Here is a 17,475-nt window from a genome sequence, read left to right as displayed (position 1 = left end):
GGGCCAGGCGAACCGATCCCCGATGACGCCAGGGATATTCGGGCGCCACGCGATGCTGCCGCTGGAACGCGGCGGTGAAAACCGGCGGAGAATTGGTTGAAAAGAGCAATCTCGATAGTCGTGACGCTGGCACTGCTGGCCTGGCTCGCCAGCGACTCGCGCTGGCGGATGGTCGGCGACGCCTTCGACCGCATCACGCCTGGCACGTTCGCGGTGGCGACGATCGCGTTTTTCGTCACCTATGTCTTGCGTACTCTGCGTGTCTGCGACGAGTTCAGCGACGAGGTGCAAGGCCGTTTCGGTGCCTGCCTGCGCGTCATCCTGATCCACAATGCAATGATCAACGTCGTCCCCTTCCGCGGCGGCGAGACGGCCTTTCCCTTGCTCCTGCGCCAGGTCTTCGGCGTACCGATCATGCGCGCCAGCGCCTCGCTGCTGTGGTTCAGGCTGCAGGATGCCTTCGTCGTCGGCGTGCTGGCCCTGGCGGTGTGGCCGGGCCTGCATCCGGCGATAAGGATCGCTGGCGTGGCCGCCTTGATCGCCGCTGCCTGGTACCTGCCGCGCTGGGCGCGCGCGCCGCATGACTGGGCCGGTCGCGGCAAGATCGTGGCCAAGCTCGGCCTGCTGCGCGACACCTTCACCGAGGCAACCGGGCGCTCACGCTACGGCTGGTGGTGGACGATCGCCAACTGGTCGCTGAAGCTCACCGTGCAGGGATGGCTGCTGGCGCTAATATTGGGGACATCGTTCACCACCGCCTTTCCCGGCGTCGTCGGAGCCGAAGGCGCCGCCATACTGCCAGTGCAAGGCGTCGCCGGCTTCGGTACCTATGAGGCGGGTGCGGCGGCGGCGCTGCTCACGTCCGGAATCGCGATGAAGAGCGGCCTGCAGGCGGCGCTGGCGCTGCACCTGTTCATCTTCTGCTCGGCTATCGCCACGGGCGCGATCGCCTGGCTGTTTCCGTCGAAATCGACGCTGCCGGGGAACCCGGCTGTCGGACCTGCAAGGAAGCCATCCCAATGAACGTATTGCCCATCCCTGCTTCGGGACTGCCTGACGGCGCGGTGATGCCGAACCATACGCTGTCCATCGTCGTGCCCATGTATAACGAGGCCGAGAACGTCGAGCCGCTGCTGGCACGGATTCACCGGGCGATGGAAGGCTACGACCAGCCGTGGGAGGTCGTGCTGGTCGATGACGGCAGCACCGACGCGACGGTAAGCGAGATCAGGCGCCTGGCAGCGCATTACGGCCCGCATGTGCATGCGGTCGAGCTCGTGCGCAACTACAAGCAGACCGCCGCGATGCAAGCCGGCATCGACGCGGCGCGCGGCGACGTCATCGCCACGATCGACGGCGACCTGCAAAATGATCCCTACGACATCCCGCGTATGGTCTATCGCCTGCTGAGCGAGGATCTCGACATGGTGGTCGGCTGGCGCAAGGACCGCCAGGAAGGTTTTTTCATGCGCAGGCTGCCCTCGCGCATCGCCAACGCGCTGATCGCGCGCGTCACCGGCGTGCGGCTCAAGGACTATGGCTGCAGCCTCAAGGTCTATCGCGGCAACGTCATCCGCAGCGTCAAGCTTTATGGCGAGATGCACCGCTTCATCCCGGCATGGCTGGCCACGGTGACGACCCCCAGACGCATCGCGCAGGAGGTGGTGACGCATCACGCCCGCATCCACGGCCAGTCCAAATACGGTATTTCGCGCACCTTCAGGGTCGTGCTCGATCTGGTGTTCATGTATTTCTTCATGCGCTACCGCACACGGCCCGGGCATTTCTTCGGCGGCATCGGCATCGTGCTTGGTGCGCTTGGTTCGCTGATACTTGCCTATCTGCTTTGCCTGAAGCTGTTTTTCGCGGAAGACATCGGAACACGCCCGATGCTGTTCACCGGCTTCTTCCTGCTCATCGCCGGGGTGCAGATGGTGACGTCGGGCGTGCTGGCGGAAATGCTGGCACGCGTCTATCACGAGGCGAACGGAGCATCGGCCTACGTCGCGCGGCCGCGGCCTGCGCCCGGCGACAGTGACGGCTGGCTCCGCCCCAGCCGGCCATCGTGACCTGACTGGAACGCCATGGGGGTTCTGCGCCCATAGCGTTGACCGGGGCAGCGGACTTCATGGCTAGGGCGCTAGAGAGGGATTTCGGTTTCAGGTCGCCGGTGCCGATCGAGGAAGGACTGCCAGGGTTCGTCGACTGGCATCGCCAAGAATGACGGTCGGAGGGCAAGAGGTAAGGTGCAACACCTGCGCCAATCTCTTGCCCTCGACTCTCGCCCCCCGGCGAAGACCAGGGGCGGCAGACTTCCCAGTCAAATCGTGCCGCCACTTTTGGGTTTGATATTCTAGTAACGCGAACGGCAGCTGGCGCGCTGGCCGAAGCCGCTCGGGCCGCAAATCCAGGGCGAATGACCCAGGAACGGGCCGCCATTGCCCAGGTGGTAGGAGACTTTCACCGGCGCCGGCCTGCCGATACGCTGCGGCCGCACGAAGGCCGCATAGGCCTCCTGCCTCGTGCGCGTCACGCTGGTCGTCTGTGTGAGCGGTTGGCGGTTGATCGGATGTCGCCGCTTGTTCTTGACGTAGTGCACCTTCTTGCCGAGCGTATGAACCGCCGACTTTGTGCCGATCGAACTGGTCCTGGTCGCATCCATGCTCTGGCATCCGGACACCATCGAGATCAGTGCAACGGCGGCAAATGCACAGGCATATTTCTTGCCCATCCTTGCCCCTCTTTCCATAAATTTGTTCATCGCCATCCCCTGCCACGAATACAAGTCGCTGGAGCGCGGAGATCTATTTGCTCTTGTTTGCTTTCCGCGCCACGCGAGTAGCCTGTCGCCACTCACATCATGGATTGTATATTAGGGGAGACTTATTAAAGATCATGCAAACGACATGATGAGCGCGGTCTTTCGGCACTCGATCGGATATTATTAAAATTTGATCTTTTGGGCTTGTGCCTGGCGCTGCCACAGCTTGCCGACCGGCTATCAAGGCCAATGCGGTTCAGGGGAGCTGTTTGCGCACGGACCCCTCTCGGCGTCAGCGTGGCGGATCCCAGCCGGGGTCAAAATGGAATGTGCGGGTTCCGATCCCGCCACGGCCGGCTCCAGAAACCGGATAGGCCACGCTGACGATGCGCACACTGCCCGCACCCTGCTGGAGCCCGTATATGCCTTCCAGGCCGCGGTCATAGAACGCAGCGCCTGGGACGGAGAGCGCGACACCGGCGAGCGAGGCCTGCAAGGCGAGTTTCGCGACATTGCGTCGCAACGAGATTCTGTTCTCCACGAGGTGCCTGGTGATGATCACGACCACAAGCAACCCGTAGACGAACGCGTTGAAGGCAGCGAACCAGTAGAAGCCGGTGGCGTCCGAGGCGCGGTCTATAAGAAGGACCGGCAGCGAAGCCCCGATTGCAAGCGCCACATAGGGAACAATGACGCGGGCAGGCAGCAGGTTTTTCGGGCCACTGCCCTTGGGGGTAACGCGAAAATCGACGAACGACTTGGTCAGATAATCACGGATTGACGACAGCGTGCCCGCCAGCACCCACGGCCAACGCGCGAAGAACGAGAACAGCGTTCCTTCCCAACTGACCGTCTTGGCGGTGAGCGGGCGCGACAGGCTGAAGGACTTCAACAACACCACCAGCATAATCAGCGAAATCGAGTTCGGCGCATAGTACAAAAGGAAGTCAACATACGTCACATTGGCGAAGTTCTGCCCCGTAAGAAGCGCGTATATCGGCATGACGTACATGAGAAGTGAAAATACGGCGAAAAGCGGATACCAGAGCTGGCGAAACAGGAACTGGAATCTCAGCCGTGGCGATACCTTGGAGAGGTATATGGGTGAGTATTCGAGCATGATCGTCATCAGGCTCCGCGACCACTGGAATTCCTGCGTGACAAGATCGGCAAAGGTTTGCGGGCCGTCGCCATGGGCAATGGCGTCTATCGCATGCACGCCGCGCCATCCAGCCGCAATGAACAGCATGGACGTCGAGTGATCTTCGGCCAGTTCCGGACCAAGGCCGCCGACTTGCTTGAGCGCGGCGGTTCGCACAGCATAGTGCGAGCCGATACAGAGCGGCGTTCCGTCGCCCGTGTGGCCGGACTGCAAGGGTCCGTGGAACATCCCTTCCGGAAACAACCGGCCGCGCGCCGACCAGCTTTCGGAGGCATTGTTGTCGCAAATGCTCGGCGCCGACACATAGCCAACCGCCGGGTCGGCAAAGGCGGCCAGGATTTCCCTGAGATAGGTTGGTGTCGGGACGTGGTCCGCATCCATCTGCGCGACGAAATGATAGCGTTCATAACCATAGTGGTCGTAGAAGAACGCCAGATTCCCCTCCTTGCAGCGCGTCCGGCGAGGCCACACCTTGCGGTGATAATCTTCCCGCCCGCGCCGCGTCGAAATCATGATGTTTCGGGCATCGCACCAGGCAACCGTTTCCTCGGACGGATCCTCGTCGGCCAGCCAGGTATCATGCGGATAGTCCTGCGCCAGCATTGCCTCGAGGGTTCGCGCAACCACGGAAAACGGCTCTGACGGAGCCTTGGTAACCACCATCGCGACACGCGAATGCTTCGGGATCGTGTGAAGCCCGGACGGCTTTTTCATCGCATGCACGTTCAAGAGAAAATACATCGGCATGAATGTCAGCCATACGAGCGTGAGTGTTGCCAACATGTATGGAAAGATGTGCTCGAGGTGCTCGGGCTGCAGCCACCAGAACCAGAAAAATCCGAAGGTGACTGACCAGCAAGCAAGTCCCAGCCTCCAGATCCGCTGCTGGGTGGCCGACAGGACCGGTACCAAAAAAGGAACCTTCTCCGCCGCCTTGCCCAGAGCCGCTCCATGCCGCCGTGTCGGCCTGGTCTTACCGCTGATGATCCTTCCGTCCGCGGAAACACTCATACACGTACCGCCGCACCCTAGCATCAGCCGAACGACGGCTGACAAGCCTACCCGGCCGTAGAATCTGCTCACACCTTCTTAGAGTCAACTAAATTAGGAATTTGTTAATTAGGCTTCTTGAGAACTGGTTAACCTAACACCAAGGAGACAGTTCCGTGGAACGGTCGCAACTCACCAACGCAGGACTGGCGATCAATTTTTGAGCGCCGGAGAATTCGTCGATGGGCCAAAGGCCGTGCGATAAGACCAGCTTGACAGCAGCGTTAACCATGTCGCGCGTGTTAAGGTTAAGCAACCGTTAATTGCACTTGACTCTTGGTCGCGACCGGCTCTTAAATTAGCTAGGGATGATATATCGGGATATTGACGCGAATTTGTGAGTATCGCGGCGAACTTTCTCTCCGTAGCCCCTCGGTGTCGGTGCATTGAGAGATAATTTCTGGGTGGACGCCGTGCGAAAGCTCGCACACCCGCCAATGGTCGCTCCGAAATCCCGCAGATTCCGCCAACAGAGCCGATGGGTTTTGGATGGTCGTGTCGATCAGGCATCGATGCGCATGGGCGAAGCTTCAACTTCCGCAAGAGGTCGAAGCCACGGGAGATTAACATGAAACACTCCACAGCAAATGCACTTGCAATCGCGCTGGTATTGGGCGGGAGCGCCGCGTTCCCCACTGCAGGAGGCGCCGGCTCCGTCGCCGCGACGGACCCCGTTCAGACGAGCAGCGCCGCTTCGGCATTCGGAGCCTATGATCCCTATGGGGACTTCAGCGCCGACAAGACTGCCAGCATCGAAGAGTTGTTCCTACCCTGGGAAGACGTCGATCTGACGACGCTGCCGCTGGCCGACGCCTATGCGCTGCAACGCGGCCGTTCGCTGCTGATCACGGTTGAGCCGTGGACGTGGTCGAAGGACTGGCGCATCACCCCGCCCGAATTGCGCGACGGCATACTGAGCGGCAAATATGACGCCAACATGCAGGCGATCTGCGACCTGGTGGGACAGATGAAGAGCCCGGTGACCATTCGCTGGGCACAGGAAATGGAGGACAACAACGGCCGCTTCACCTGGGCCAACTGGGCTCCCGAGGACTGGATCTCCGCCTATAAGCGCGAAGTTGATCTTTGCCGGAAAGCCGCGCCGGCCGCCAAGTACATGTGGTCACCCAAAGGCGAAGAGGGTCTGGAAAAATACTATCCTGGAGACGACTACGTCGATGTCATCGGCCTGTCGGTGTTCGGTCTGCAGAAAAGGGACAATACCGAGGCCGGTCGTGACCGTACGTTCGCCGAGATGCTGAAGCCCGGCTATGACCGCGTCGCAGGATTCAACAAGCCGATCGTGGTGGCGGAACTCGGCTATGTCGGAAAGCAGGATTATGTGTCGAAGTGGCAGGAAGATACCCGCAAATCCTATGCGGAGTTCCCGGCGCTGACTTCGGTCGTCTACTTCAACCAGAAGGAAGTGTGGCCGTGGCTGAATGGCTACGGTCTGCCCGACTGGAGGGTAACCCAGCACGTCCTGCCGTAGACGCATCGTGCCGGACCATCCCGGCGCGATCGGATGGATCTCCATCTCCTTGTTTGATCGTGATCCTTCCCGAACCAGCGGTTCGGGAAGATGGTTGAGGCATGGCATAAATCAGTCTGTGGAGGACTTTCGTGAAACGAATACTGGGAAATTGTCTCGGAGCGGCATTCACCTGCTCCGTTCTTGTTCTTGCCTTCCAGATCCCCGCGACAGCCAAGGCGGCGACGAAAATCGCCGAGCAGGCACAAAAGGCGGCCGCGGTTCCTGACGAAGGCGTCTACCAGATCTATCAGAACCATACGTGGCTGTGGGCCAAGAAGGGCGCCGGATTCTTTGCCGTCAAACAGCGGCAGTTCGACGCCTGGACCCACGACAAAGGCAAATCGGGCTATGGCGATGGCATGTGGTTCATTCCCGGAGGCGGCAAGCTGTGCTACCGCGCGCAGTGGCACGGCTCCTGGGGTGTGAAGGGCTCGATGACCTGCTTCGAGCATCGCCAGGCAGGCAAGGTGATCTACAAGCGTAAATCTCCTGACGGCGAGTGGTACGTTTTCAGGAGTTCGCATCGCAACCGGTCGGACGAGTCGATGAAATTGAAATACGGCGACTACGTCACCAGGAAAATGAACCGGATCAAGGCAAAGCAGTAGATACTGTCTTCTGCGACAAGCCACTGGTCTAAAGCGGGTCGACTGAACGGTTCAGGCGACCTGCTTTAGGTCTTTGTTTTTATGCATGCCGTTCTCCCGAAACCGAGATCGCTTTTGGGCGACATGCATTAGGCCTTGCGCTCCCAGCGGCGGTCTGGCGTCTGCTGCCAGTAGGTGACGGCATGGCCGGCGTCCTTCATCACCTTCCAGTGTCCCCGCGCCGCTTCGACCTGGGCGGCATCGTGGCCGTCGAACAGGAACACCGCACGCTCGTAGCCGCCAAGGTCGGGCGGCGCCGCGCCGTCGACGAGGAACCTTATTTTGGCCTGGTTGGGATTGCCGTCGCCGGTGGTCAACAAGATCGGCTGTTCGCCGGGATATGCCTCACGATCGGTTGCGTGGGCGAGGAACGAATCGTCACGGAAGGTCCAGAGATGCTGGTCGAGCGCATCACGGCGTTCCTCGGTGCCGGTCTGCACCACGGCACGCCAGCCACGATCGACGCTGCGCTCCAAGAGGCCTGGCAGCGCATCCTCCAGCGTCGATTCGGTCAGGTGGTAGAACAGGACGTCGGCCATCGCTTCAGTCTATAGTGATTGAATCCACTTACTGCTCATAATTGTCGCGCACCAGCCGGTCGAGCAGCCTGACGCCGAACCCCGACGCCCAGGACTGGTTGATCTCGTTGGACGGCGAGCCCATCGCGGTGCCGGCAATGTCGAGATGCGCCCACGGCGTCTCCTTGACGAAGCGCTGCAGGAACTGCGCGGCGATGATGGCACCGCCATAGCGGCCGCCGATGTTCTTCATGTCGGCGTTCTTGGAATCGATCAGCTTGTCGTATTCGGCGCCGAGCGGCATGCGCCACAGCCGCTCCTGCGTAACCTGCCCCGCCGCCGTCAGCCTTTCGGCCAATTCGTCATTGTTGGAAAACAGGCCGGCATAGTGCTGTCCGAGCGCGACCATGACGGCGCCCGTCAGCGTCGCCAGATTGACCATGAATTTCGGCTGGAAGCGGTCGTTGCAGTACCACAGCGCGTCGGCCAGCACGAGGCGGCCCTCCGCATCGGTATTGAGCACCTCGATGGTCTGGCCCGACATAGAGGTGACGATGTCGCCGGGACGCTGGGCATGACCGTCGACAGCGTTTTCGACCAGACCGATGACGCCGACCACATTGGCCTTCGCCTTACGCGTGGCCAGCGCATGCATCAGGCCGGTGACGGCGGCGGCACCGCCCATATCGCCCTTCATGTCCTCCATGCCGGAGGCCGGCTTGATCGAATTGCCGCCGGTGTCGAAGGTGACGCCCTTGCCGACGAAGGCAACCGGACTGTCCTTTGGCTTGCCGCCATTCCACTGCATGATCGCCATGCGGGCGCCGCGCGGCGAGCCCTGTGCGACACCGAGCAGCGAGCCCATGCCGAGCTTCTTCATTTCCTTCTCGGCCAGGATCTCGACCTTGACGCCGAGCGCCTCGAGTTCCTTGGCGCGGGCGGCGAACTCGACCGGCCCGAGCACGTTTGCCGGTTCGTTGACGAGGTCGCGCGCCAGAAGGACGCCGTCGATCACCGCCTCGGCATCGGTGAAGGCCTTTTTCGCCGCAGCCGGATCGGCGGTTTGGATGGTCACCTTGACCGGCTTTTTCGGCTCGGCCTTGCCGTCGTCCTTGTCCTTCCTGGTCTTGTATTTGTCGAAGGAATAGCTGCGCAGGAGAATGCCCGCCGCAAGGCTTGCCGCATCCTTGCCAGTTGGCGACGCGCCGGCGAGATCGAGCACCACAGCCACGTCGGTCGCCTTGCGCAGCGACGCGGCAATGGTGCCGCCAAGCTTCAGCCAAGCATAATCATCCAATCTCGACACCTTGCCGGCGCCTATCGCCACCAGCCTGTCGAGCGACGCTCCCTGTGGCGCCAGAACTTCCACGACGCTGGCGAACTTGCCCGTGAACTCGGCCACCGGAAAGGCCCGCTCCAGTGTCTTGCCGGGATCGCAAGCCTTGGCTGCGTCGCTCAGGCCGCCCTCATCCGCCGAGAGCACGAAGACTGTGCCCTTCTTGTTCGACGCGGTCTGGGGTGCGGAGAATTTGGCGAAGGCGATCGACGGTCTTTGATTCATCATGTCCAGCTTTCAGGGAATGCGCAGCTTTTGGGGGAAAACGGTTCGAAGCGATGCGCGACATTTGGTCGTTTTCCGGCATTTGGCAAGACTTTGCCGAATTCGCATCCCATATGACCTACGGAATCGATAATGATTCTTCGCGGCACGGCCCCGCTTTTTGCCGCAACCTGTTGTTAACCATCGATGTTCTCCCTTTCTTATCCATTCCCGCCGACACTCCGGCCCGCCGGGGCGGGTGACCTGGGACGGGAACCGGATCGAGCCTCTGTTGGAGCCAGTTGTGCAGGCGCTGCCGGACAGCTACCCTTGTGCGGTGGCATGATGCCGTTCGAGAAAATCGAGAAAAGCCTTCATGAAGGTCGTTGAACGCTACATCATGCGCCGCGCTTTCGTGGTCTTCATGGCCGCGCTTGTCTGGACGCTGGCCATCGTGTGGACGACGCAGGTGCTGGCAAAGATCGACCTGGTCACCGACAGCGGCCAATCGGCGCTGACCTTCTTCGAGGTCGCCGCCCTCATTCTCCCGTCCATCATCCCGATCGTCGTGCCTTTCGCCCTTGTGGTGGCGGTCGCACAGACACTCAGCGTCATGAATTCGGATTCCGAGCTCGCCGTCGTCAACGCCGCAGGCGCCTCGCGCTGGACGATCGTGCGGCCAATCATGCTTTTGGCGCTCGCGGCGGCCGTCTTTTCCTTTGCCGTCGACAACGGCATCGACCCCTATGCACGACAGAAAAACCGGGCCCTGGTGGCGTCGTCGCGCGCGGATCTGTTGTCGCTGATCATCCAGGAGGGCACCTTCCGCAAGGTCGAGGACGGGCTGTTCCTGCAGGTCGGCGAGCGGCTTCCCGACAATCGGCTGGGCGGCATCTTCGTCGCCGATTCACGCGAGGAAGGCGTCAACCTCGTCTACTATGCCAAGACCGGCAGCATCGTCGAACGCGGCGGCGAAAAGGTGCTGATGATGAATGACGGCGTTATCCATCGCAAAACGCTGACCGGCGACCTGTCGGTCATCCGGTTCACGTCCTATGCCTTCGACATGTCGGCGTTCATGGCAGCGGCTTCGGAGGTGACGCTCCTGCCGAAGGACCAGACGACGCAGTACCTGCTCAATCCAAACCCCAACGACAAGAACTACCAGCAAATTCCAAATGAATTCCGGGCCGAGATCAACCAGCGGTTTTCGGAATGGACCTATTCCATGGTCTTCGCGCTCATCGCGCTCGCGGTCGCCGGAGACGCGCGCTCGCACCGCGAGGCGCGCGTCAATCCGCTGATCACGGCGATTTCGATATCGCTGTTCGTGCGCTGGCTGGGCTTTTTTGCCGCCAGCAAGGCCGATGAGATCCCGCAATATGCCTATATGGTCTATGGCGTGCCGATTGTGGCTTCCGCGGTGGCGATCTGGTTTATCGTCTCCAACCGGACCATGGAACTGCCGGTGGCCTGGGCCGACTGGATAACAAACTTCGCCACCCGCATCGGTGACAGCTGGAACGCTCTCAAGCTGCGTTTGTCCAGGCGTGGCACTTCAGGGCAAGGGGTCAGCTGATGGGGTGGACGCTGGGCCGCTATTTTTTCTTCCGCTATGTGACGATCACCCTCTGGTTCTTCATCGGCCTCCTGGCGCTGGTGTTCCTGATCGATTTCACCGAACTCTCCGGCCGCACCACCGGCCTGCCCGGCTTCACCTATGGAACGGCAGTGGCCATTTCGGGGCTCCGCATGCCGATGATCATGCTGCAGACGGTGCCGTTTGTCGGTCTCTTCTCGGCGATGGCGACGCTGGTGTCGCTCAACCGGCGCTACGAATTGGTCATTGCGCGTTCCGCCGGCGTTTCCGCCTGGCAATTCCTCTTGCCATGCTGCATCGGAGCCTTGCTGTTCGGCGTCCTGTCGGTTGGGGTCATCAATCCGCTCGCCGCTCATGCATTCTCCTGGTCCGAGCAGATCGAAACTCAGCTGCGTTCCGGCAAATCGAACACGGTTTCGGCCGATGCCGCGCCCTGGATCCGGCAGAAAACCAGTTCGGGCGACACCATCATCGGTGCGCGGGCCATCCTGAACCAGGGCCTGGAGATGGCCGATGTCGTCTTTTTCATTCTCGACCCGCAAGGCAACATCGTCGAACGCAAGGACGCCGCGCGGGCCTTCCTGCGCGACGGCTATTGGGAATTGCAGGACGTCAAGACGTTCCAGAACGGCACGATCCAGGTGTCGCCAAGCGATCGCGTGCCGACCAATCTGAAGCCCGAATTCGTGCAGGAGCGGCTGGCGCGCCCCGAAACCATCCCGTTCTATGACCTGCCTGGAAAAATCGAGGTTGCCCGCTCCTTCGGCCTCAAGGCAAATGCTTTTGCCATGCAGTTTGATTCGCTGGTGGCGTTGCCGTTCCTTCTCGTCGCCATGACGCTGATTGCGGCAACAGTTTCAATGCGATTTGCGAGGATGGGGCAGTCGGCGACGATGATTCTGGGTGGCATCATCGCTGGCTTTCTGCTTTATGTCGTTTCGGTGCTGGTGAAGGCATTCGGCGTGGCGGGGTTCGTGCCGACTGTCGTAGCAGCCTGGGTGCCGGTCGTAGTGGCTATGTTCTTCGGGGTGACTTTCCTGCTATACAAGGAAGACGGCTAGTGAGGGAGGCGTTTTTGCCCAGCAACAGGCAGGCCCGTTTGGCGCGCCTCTATGCGGCGACCGCCTTGGCGTGCGTGCTTGCCTGCGCCGTCCCGATGCCGGCGTTCGCGCAGGATGTCGGCGACATGGCGACGTCGGTTCCGTCCGGCTCGCAGATGCTGCTGGCGGCCGATACGCTGGTCTACAACAACGACAATCAGACGGTGACCGCCGTCGGTGGCGTGCAGATCGACTATGGTGGCAATCGCCTTGTCGCCCAGCGAGTCGAATACAATCGCAACACCAAGCGGATGGTCGCGAGCGGCAATGTCGAAGTCATCAACAGCGACGGCACCAAGATCAATTCGGAACATATCGACATCACCGATGATTTCGCCGACGGCTTCGTCAACGCGTTGCGCGTCGAAACCATCGACAAGGCCTATTTCGCCGCCGAAAGCGCCGAGCGCATGGGCGGCGTGCTGACCACGTTTCACAACGGCGTCTACACCGCCTGCGAACCGTGCGAGGACAAGCCCGACAAAGCGCCGACCTGGCGCGTCAAGGCCAAGAAGATCATCTGGAACGGCGAGAAGAAGACGGTTCGCTTCGAGAATGCGAATTTCGAGTTCTTCGGGTTCCCGCTCGCCTATCTGCCTGCATTCGAGATTGCCGATCCGACGGTGAAGCGCAAGAGCGGCTTCCTGATTCCCGGTATCATCTTCAACGACGACCTCGGCGTCGGCGTGAAAATTCCCTATTATTTCGCACTGTCGCCGACCTATGACCTGACCGTCACCGGCACCGGCTACACCAAGCAGGGCTTCCTCGGTGAGGCCGAGTGGCGCCAGCGCTTCAACAATGGCCAGTACAGTTTGAAGATCGCCGGGATCCATCAGCAGGATCCCGATGCTTTTCTCGACACGACAGCTTTTCCCAGCACCGCTGGCCACAATGTCAACTCGGGTTCGGCGGGCGATCCTAACAAATTCCGCGGCATGATGGGAACCCAGGGCCAGTTCGCCATCAATTCGCGCTGGAATTTCGGCTGGGATGTGCTGCTGCAGACCGACAAGAACTTCTCGAACACCTACAATATCGACAAGTACAATGCTTCCGTCCACCAGTCCTCGGTCTATCTGACGGGCCTCAACGGCCGCAACTATTTCGACGTGCGTGCCATGCACTTCGATGTGCAGGAAGATACGCCGGACGACAACATATCCGCGCGAAGCGGGCAACAGCCCTGGGTGCTGCCGTCGCTCGACTACGCCTATATTCCCGACGTATCGGTGGCCGGCGGCCAGCTGTCGCTCAACGCCAACGCGCGGGTCATCCGTCGTGATGATCTCGATCAAGCCTTTTCGACTCCTTTTAACCCGCTTACGCCAACCGAGCGTGTCCGTGGCATCGAAGGCGAATCCGGCCGTGTCACCGTCGAGGCCGAGTGGAAACGCAGCTTCGTTACCGATGGCGGGCTGGTGTTGACGCCGTTGCTCGCACTGCAGGGTGACGTGGACTACCTCAACGCATCGTCGGCTTCGCTTGCTGCCATCAAAGAGATGGCGACGAACCCTGAAATAAATACCAACGACGATATGCGCTCGTCATTCGCCCGTTACATGGCAACCGCAGGCCTTGAGATGCGTTGGCCAATGCTGTTTTCAATGGCGAGTGGATCCAGCCACGTGATCGAGCCGATGGCGCAGGTCTTCATGCGCCCCAACGAGCAGTATGTCGGCGGTCTGGCTGTTCCCAACGAAGACGCCCAAAGCATAGTGTTCGACGCGACCACCTTGTTCGAGCGCGATAAGTTCTCCGGCTACGACCGTGTCGAAGGCGGTTCGCGCGCCAATGTCGGCTTCCGCTATTCCGGCTCGTACAACAATGGCTGGGGCACCAATGCCATTTTCGGCCAATCCTATCAGATCGGCGGCGAGAACTCCTTCGCCGCTCCGGATCTTGTCAATGTCGGCGCCTATTCAGGTCTCGACACGACCAAGTCCGACTATGTCGGCCTATTTGGCATCAACAGCCCCAATGGCTTCGCGGCCTCGGTCAGCGGCCGTTTCGACGAACAGAGCTTTGAGATCCGCCGCGCCGAACTGAAGGCCGCCTATTCCGGCCTGCCAGTGTCGCTGAGCGCCAAATACGCCTTCATCCAAGCCCAACCGCTCTACGGTTTCACCACCGACCGCCACGAGGTCACACTTGGTGCATCGACGCATCTGGCCGAGAACTGGCGCGTCTTCGGCACCGGAACCTACGACTTGCAGCAAAGCCTGCTGGTCAAGGACGGTGTCGGCTTCGCCTACAACGATTCCTGCTTCACCTATCTGATGACCTACTCCCAGTCCCGCGACCTGAACACCAGGGAGGTGTCGCAGACCATCGGCTTCAACCTGTCGTTCCGCACCCTCGGCGATTTCGGCTCGTCGAGCAGTGCCATCGACACGATCCAGTAATCATCGGCGACATCGTTTCGCCGCATAGGGCTGGCACGGATTTCGCGCACCTGGAAACGATAAAATGGGCGGAACCGGGATAGAATTGGGATACCAACGATGAGGAAATACCTCTTTTCAGCAGGCTTCGCGTTGCTTGTGGCAGCGACGTCCGTGTCCATCACCGCGATGACGCCGCCGGCTTTCGCCAGCGAGATCAAATACGTCGTCAACGACATTCCGGTCACCACCGGCGACATCGCTCATCGCGCTGCCTTTCTGAAGCTGCAGCGCAAAAAGGGCGACGCCGGCCAGGAAATGATCGACCAGACGCTGCGCATGGCCGAGGCCAAGCGGCTTGGCATCCGCATCAGCGACGCACAGGTCGAGGCGGCATATCAACGTTTTGCTTCGAGCAACAAGATGCAGCTCAGCCAGCTCGACGGCGTCATGGAGAAGTCAGGCGTCACCAAGAGCCACTTCAAGGAATTCATCCGCGCCCAGATGGCCTGGAACCAGGCCTTGAGCGCGCGTTACCGTTCCGGCGATGGCACCGGTGCCGTCAGCGAACAAGACCTTGTCAGGAAGATGCTCGAAAAAGGCGGCGCCAAGCCGAGCGCTACCGAGTACATGCTGCAGCAGGTCATCTTCGTGGTGCCGGCGGCCGAACGCAGCGCAACGCTGGCCAAGCGAAAGCGCGAGGCCGACGCCATGCGTGCCCGCTTCAGCGGCTGCAACACGACGCGCGAATTCGCCAAGGGCCTGATCGATGTCACCGTTCGCGATCTGGGCCGGGTGCTGGCGCCGCAACTGCCGCCGGACTGGGCCGAGCAGATCAAGGCTACCAAGGTCGGCGGCGCCACCGTCACGCGCGCGACCGAACGCGGCGTCGAATTCATCGGCATCTGCTCGTCGCGCGAAGTGTCCGACGACAAGGTCGCCCAGATGGTGTTCCAGAACGAGGGCTCCGGCGACAAGAACGCCGACGAGCTCAGCAAAAAATATGTCGACGAGCTGAAGGCGAAAGCCCGCATCGTCAAGCGCTGACGTGGGCAGTACAATGGTTGCGCTCGCGTTGAGCGCCGGCGATCCGTCCGGCATCGGGCCGGAGATCGCCATCGCCGCTTTCATGGCGCGCGAGGCTGCCGCCCTGCCCCCCTTCTATCTGCTCGCCGATCCGGCGCTGATCGCCGCCCGGGCGCGTCTGCTCGGCATTTCGCTGCCGACCGTCGAAACGACCCCAGCACAAGCGGCGCAAGTCTTTGCCCGCGCGCTGCCAATCGTACCGCTGATTGCCCGCAGCATCGACAGCCCCGGCCGGCCGGAGCCGGCCAATGCGGCCGCCACCATCGAGGCCATCGACCGTGCCGTCGCCGACTGCCTTGCCGGCGAAGCTTTGGCCATCGTCACCTGCCCCATCGCCAAGAAGCCGCTCTACGATGCCGGCTTCCGCTTTCCCGGCCACACCGAATACCTGGCGCATCTGGCGGCCCGGCACAGCGGCGTCGAGGCGATGCCTGTGATGATGCTGGCAGGCCCCGACCTGCGCACCGTCCCCGTCACCATCCACATTGCTCTGGCCGAAGTACCGAAGGCGCTGACCACCGAATTGATCGTCGCCACCGCGCGCATCACCGCCGCCGACCTCGCCAGCCGCTTTGGCATCGCAAGGCCACGGCTGGCCGTTGCCGGGCTCAATCCGCATGCCGGTGAAGGCGGCGCCATGGGCCTCGAGGACGAGCGCATCGTGCGCCCGGCGGTGGACATCCTGCGTGCCGAAGGCATCGATGCTTTCGGTCCTTTGCCCGCCGACACCTTGTTCCATGTCCGGGCACGGGCCGGCTATGATGTCGCACTTTGCATGTATCACGATCAGGCGCTGATCCCGGCCAAGGCGCTGGCCTTCGACGAGGCGGTCAATGTCACGCTCGGCCTGCCCTTCATCCGCACCTCGCCCGATCACGGCACCGCCTTCGACATCGCCGGCAAGGGCGTGGCGCGGCCCGACAGCCTGATGGCGGCATTGAAGCTTGCCCGGCAATTGGCCGACACGAACACGAGGCCGGTTGCCGCATGAGACCGCAGGGATGAGCATCGACGGGCTGCCGCCGCTGCGCGAGGTGATCGAACGTCATGGGCTACAAGCCAAGAAGGCGCTCGGCCAGAATTTCCTGCTCGACCTCAACCTCACCGGCAAGATCGCCCGCACCGCCGGCGACTTGTCCGATGCAACCGTAATCGAGGTCGGTCCCGGTCCCGGCGGGCTGACCCGCGCCTTGCTCTCCAACGGGGCGCGCCACGTCATTGCCATCGAGCGTGACGAACGCTGCCTGACAGCCCTTGCCGAAGTGTCCGATCATTATCCCGGCCGGCTTGAGATTGTCTCCGGCGATGCGCTGAAGACGGATTTCGCGGCACTTGCCAGTCGAGCAGGCGGGAGTGGCGGCCCGGTAAAGATCGTGGCCAACCTGCCCTACAATATCGGCACGGAACTCTTGGTGCGCTGGTTGACGGTCAGCGATTGGCCGCCCTTCTACGCCTCGATGACATTGATGTTCCAGCGCGAGGTGGCCGAGCGCATCGTCGCTCCCGCCGGCAGCGACAGCTATGGCCGGCTCGGGGTTCTTGCCGGCTGGCGGATGGAGGCAAGAATCGCCTTCGACGTGCCTCCACAGGCATTCACGCCGCCGCCAAAGGTCACCTCCTCGGTGGTGCATCTGGTGCCGCGCCCTGCCCCCCTGGCCGCCGAGGTGAAAAAACTCGGCCGTGTCACCGAAGCCGCTTTCGGCCAACGCCGCAAGATGCTGCGGCAAAGCGTGAAAAGCCTCGGTGGCGAGGCTCTTCTCGAACGCGCCGGCATCGATCCGACACGTCGCGCCGAAACGCTCAGCGTCGAGGAATTCGTGCGGTTGACTAACGCGGTTTAGCTCTCTTCTCCCCATTTACGGAGAGAAGGAAGAGGATTAGAGCGGGATGAATTTAGGTTGGGCATAGCCTGCCTCGGTGAAGTAATTTCGGCATTCGGTTGACGTGACCTCGCCGAGGATTTGGCCGATGGCGTCACAGACGGTTTCGACTGTTCGTTTGGCAGCCTTGCGCAGCCAGTGCTTGAGCTTGGCGAAGAGCTTCTCGATAGGATTGAGGTCGGGCGAGTATTTCGGCAGCAAGAACAGCCTGGC

The 17,475-nt window shown here is 61.4% G+C and carries 15 protein-coding genes; 10 read left to right on the top strand and 5 right to left on the bottom strand.

Annotated features, from left to right (window positions below; genetic code table 11):
* The first annotated feature begins 96 nt into the window (after positions 1 to 96).
* Positions 97 to 1,023 (top strand): lysylphosphatidylglycerol synthase domain-containing protein, encoded by a 927-nt coding sequence (locus tag NKI38_RS07790; protein ID WP_352656174.1) that lies wholly within the window; start codon positions 97 to 99, stop codon positions 1,021 to 1,023.
* 44 nt (positions 1,024 to 1,067) lie between these two features.
* On the top strand, positions 1,068 to 2,069 hold the full coding sequence (locus NKI38_RS07785; protein ID WP_352656417.1) for a glycosyltransferase family 2 protein: 1,002 nt from the start codon (positions 1,068 to 1,070) through the stop codon (positions 2,067 to 2,069).
* A gap of 284 nt (positions 2,070 to 2,353) precedes the next feature.
* On the opposite strand, the gene NKI38_RS07780 is transcribed toward NKI38_RS07785, so the two are convergent.
* Both NKI38_RS07780 and NKI38_RS07775 read right to left on the bottom strand, forming a co-directional pair.
* A complete protein-coding gene (locus tag NKI38_RS07780; protein WP_352656173.1) occupies positions 2,354 to 2,761 on the bottom strand; it encodes a hypothetical protein in 408 nt (135 codons plus the stop codon).
* Between the two features lie 292 nt (positions 2,762 to 3,053).
* Entirely contained in the window at positions 3,054 to 4,934 is a 1,881-nt protein-coding gene (locus tag NKI38_RS07775; protein ID WP_352656171.1) for a glycosyltransferase family 2 protein, read from the bottom strand.
* A gap of 607 nt (positions 4,935 to 5,541) precedes the next feature.
* Here NKI38_RS07775 and NKI38_RS07770 point away from each other — a divergent pair.
* Together NKI38_RS07770 and NKI38_RS07765 are read left to right on the top strand one after the other, a co-directional pair.
* Entirely contained in the window at positions 5,542 to 6,465 is a 924-nt protein-coding gene (locus NKI38_RS07770; protein WP_352656170.1) for a glycoside hydrolase family 26 protein, read from the top strand.
* Between the two features lie 131 nt (positions 6,466 to 6,596).
* The gene (locus NKI38_RS07765; protein ID WP_352656169.1) at positions 6,597 to 7,115 is read left to right on the top strand and encodes a DUF995 domain-containing protein; all 519 of its coding nucleotides are present in this window, start codon (positions 6,597 to 6,599) and stop codon (positions 7,113 to 7,115) included.
* 128 nt (positions 7,116 to 7,243) lie between these two features.
* On the opposite strand, the gene NKI38_RS07760 is transcribed toward NKI38_RS07765, so the two are convergent.
* Together NKI38_RS07760 and NKI38_RS07755 are read right to left on the bottom strand one after the other, a co-directional pair.
* The gene (locus tag NKI38_RS07760; protein ID WP_352656167.1) at positions 7,244 to 7,693 is read right to left on the bottom strand and encodes a DNA polymerase III subunit chi; all 450 of its coding nucleotides are present in this window, start codon (positions 7,691 to 7,693) and stop codon (positions 7,244 to 7,246) included.
* Positions 7,694 to 7,721: 28 nt separating this feature from the next.
* On the bottom strand, positions 7,722 to 9,233 hold the full coding sequence (locus tag NKI38_RS07755) for a leucyl aminopeptidase (RefSeq protein ID WP_352656415.1): 1,512 nt from the start codon (positions 9,231 to 9,233) through the stop codon (positions 7,722 to 7,724).
* Positions 9,234 to 9,588: 355 nt separating this feature from the next.
* On the opposite strand from NKI38_RS07755, the gene lptF reads away from it, so the two are divergent.
* From lptF to rsmA, 6 genes are all read left to right on the top strand, one after another.
* Positions 9,589 to 10,791 carry an LPS export ABC transporter permease LptF gene (lptF, locus tag NKI38_RS07750; protein WP_352656165.1) on the top strand — a complete coding sequence of 401 codons (1,203 nt, stop codon included), beginning with the start codon at positions 9,589 to 9,591 and terminating at the stop codon, positions 10,789 to 10,791.
* A complete protein-coding gene (lptG, locus tag NKI38_RS07745) occupies positions 10,788 to 11,873 on the top strand; it encodes an LPS export ABC transporter permease LptG (RefSeq protein ID WP_352627312.1) in 1,086 nt (361 codons plus the stop codon). The genes lptF and lptG overlap by 4 nt, the downstream gene beginning before the upstream one ends.
* Positions 11,873 to 14,317: an LPS-assembly protein LptD gene (locus NKI38_RS07740; protein ID WP_352656163.1), complete on the top strand. Its 2,445-nt coding sequence runs from the start codon at positions 11,873 to 11,875 to the stop codon at positions 14,315 to 14,317. Before lptG ends, NKI38_RS07740 begins: the two co-directional genes overlap by 1 nt.
* Before the next feature lie 99 nt (positions 14,318 to 14,416).
* On the top strand, positions 14,417 to 15,343 hold the full coding sequence (locus NKI38_RS07735) for a SurA N-terminal domain-containing protein (protein ID WP_352656161.1): 927 nt from the start codon (positions 14,417 to 14,419) through the stop codon (positions 15,341 to 15,343).
* Between the two features lie 13 nt (positions 15,344 to 15,356).
* Entirely contained in the window at positions 15,357 to 16,373 is a 1,017-nt protein-coding gene (gene pdxA, locus NKI38_RS07730) for a 4-hydroxythreonine-4-phosphate dehydrogenase PdxA (protein WP_352656159.1), read from the top strand.
* A 10-nt stretch (positions 16,374 to 16,383) separates the two neighbouring features.
* Entirely contained in the window at positions 16,384 to 17,223 is an 840-nt protein-coding gene (rsmA, locus tag NKI38_RS07725; protein ID WP_352656157.1) for a 16S rRNA (adenine(1518)-N(6)/adenine(1519)-N(6))-dimethyltransferase RsmA, read from the top strand.
* Positions 17,224 to 17,259: 36 nt separating this feature from the next.
* Here the strand turns inward: rsmA and NKI38_RS07720 are convergent.
* Positions 17,260 to 17,475: transposase (locus tag NKI38_RS07720; protein WP_352656155.1), on the bottom strand; the 216-nt coding region annotated here is incomplete at its 5' end.

The organism is Mesorhizobium sp. M0621, assembly GCF_040320745.1.
Taxonomy (GTDB): Bacteria; Pseudomonadota; Alphaproteobacteria; order Rhizobiales; family Rhizobiaceae; genus Mesorhizobium.
This window is presented reverse-complemented; position numbering and strand designations above follow the sequence as displayed.

Bases quoted from the DNA above. Each gene is read 5' to 3' on its own strand.
- rsmA (WP_352656157.1), top strand. From the start codon at position 16,384: ATGAGCATCGACGGGCTGCCGCCGCTGCGCGAGGTGATCGAACGTCAT.
- NKI38_RS07770 (WP_352656170.1), top strand. From the start codon at position 5,542: ATGAAACACTCCACAGCAAATGCACTTGCAATCGCGCTGGTATTGGGC.
- NKI38_RS07755 (WP_352656415.1), bottom strand. From the start codon at position 9,233: ATGAATCAAAGACCGTCGATCGCCTTCGCCAAATTCTCCGCACCCCAG.
- NKI38_RS07760 (WP_352656167.1), bottom strand. From the start codon at position 7,693: ATGGCCGACGTCCTGTTCTACCACCTGACCGAATCGACGCTGGAGGAT.
- NKI38_RS07775 (WP_352656171.1), bottom strand. From the start codon at position 4,934: ATGAGTGTTTCCGCGGACGGAAGGATCATCAGCGGTAAGACCAGGCCG.
- NKI38_RS07785 (WP_352656417.1), top strand. From the start codon at position 1,068: ATGCCGAACCATACGCTGTCCATCGTCGTGCCCATGTATAACGAGGCC.
- NKI38_RS07735 (WP_352656161.1), top strand. From the start codon at position 14,417: ATGAGGAAATACCTCTTTTCAGCAGGCTTCGCGTTGCTTGTGGCAGCG.
- lptF (WP_352656165.1), top strand. From the start codon at position 9,589: ATGAAGGTCGTTGAACGCTACATCATGCGCCGCGCTTTCGTGGTCTTC.
- pdxA (WP_352656159.1), top strand. From the start codon at position 15,357: ATGGTTGCGCTCGCGTTGAGCGCCGGCGATCCGTCCGGCATCGGGCCG.
- NKI38_RS07780 (WP_352656173.1), bottom strand. From the start codon at position 2,761: ATGAACAAATTTATGGAAAGAGGGGCAAGGATGGGCAAGAAATATGCC.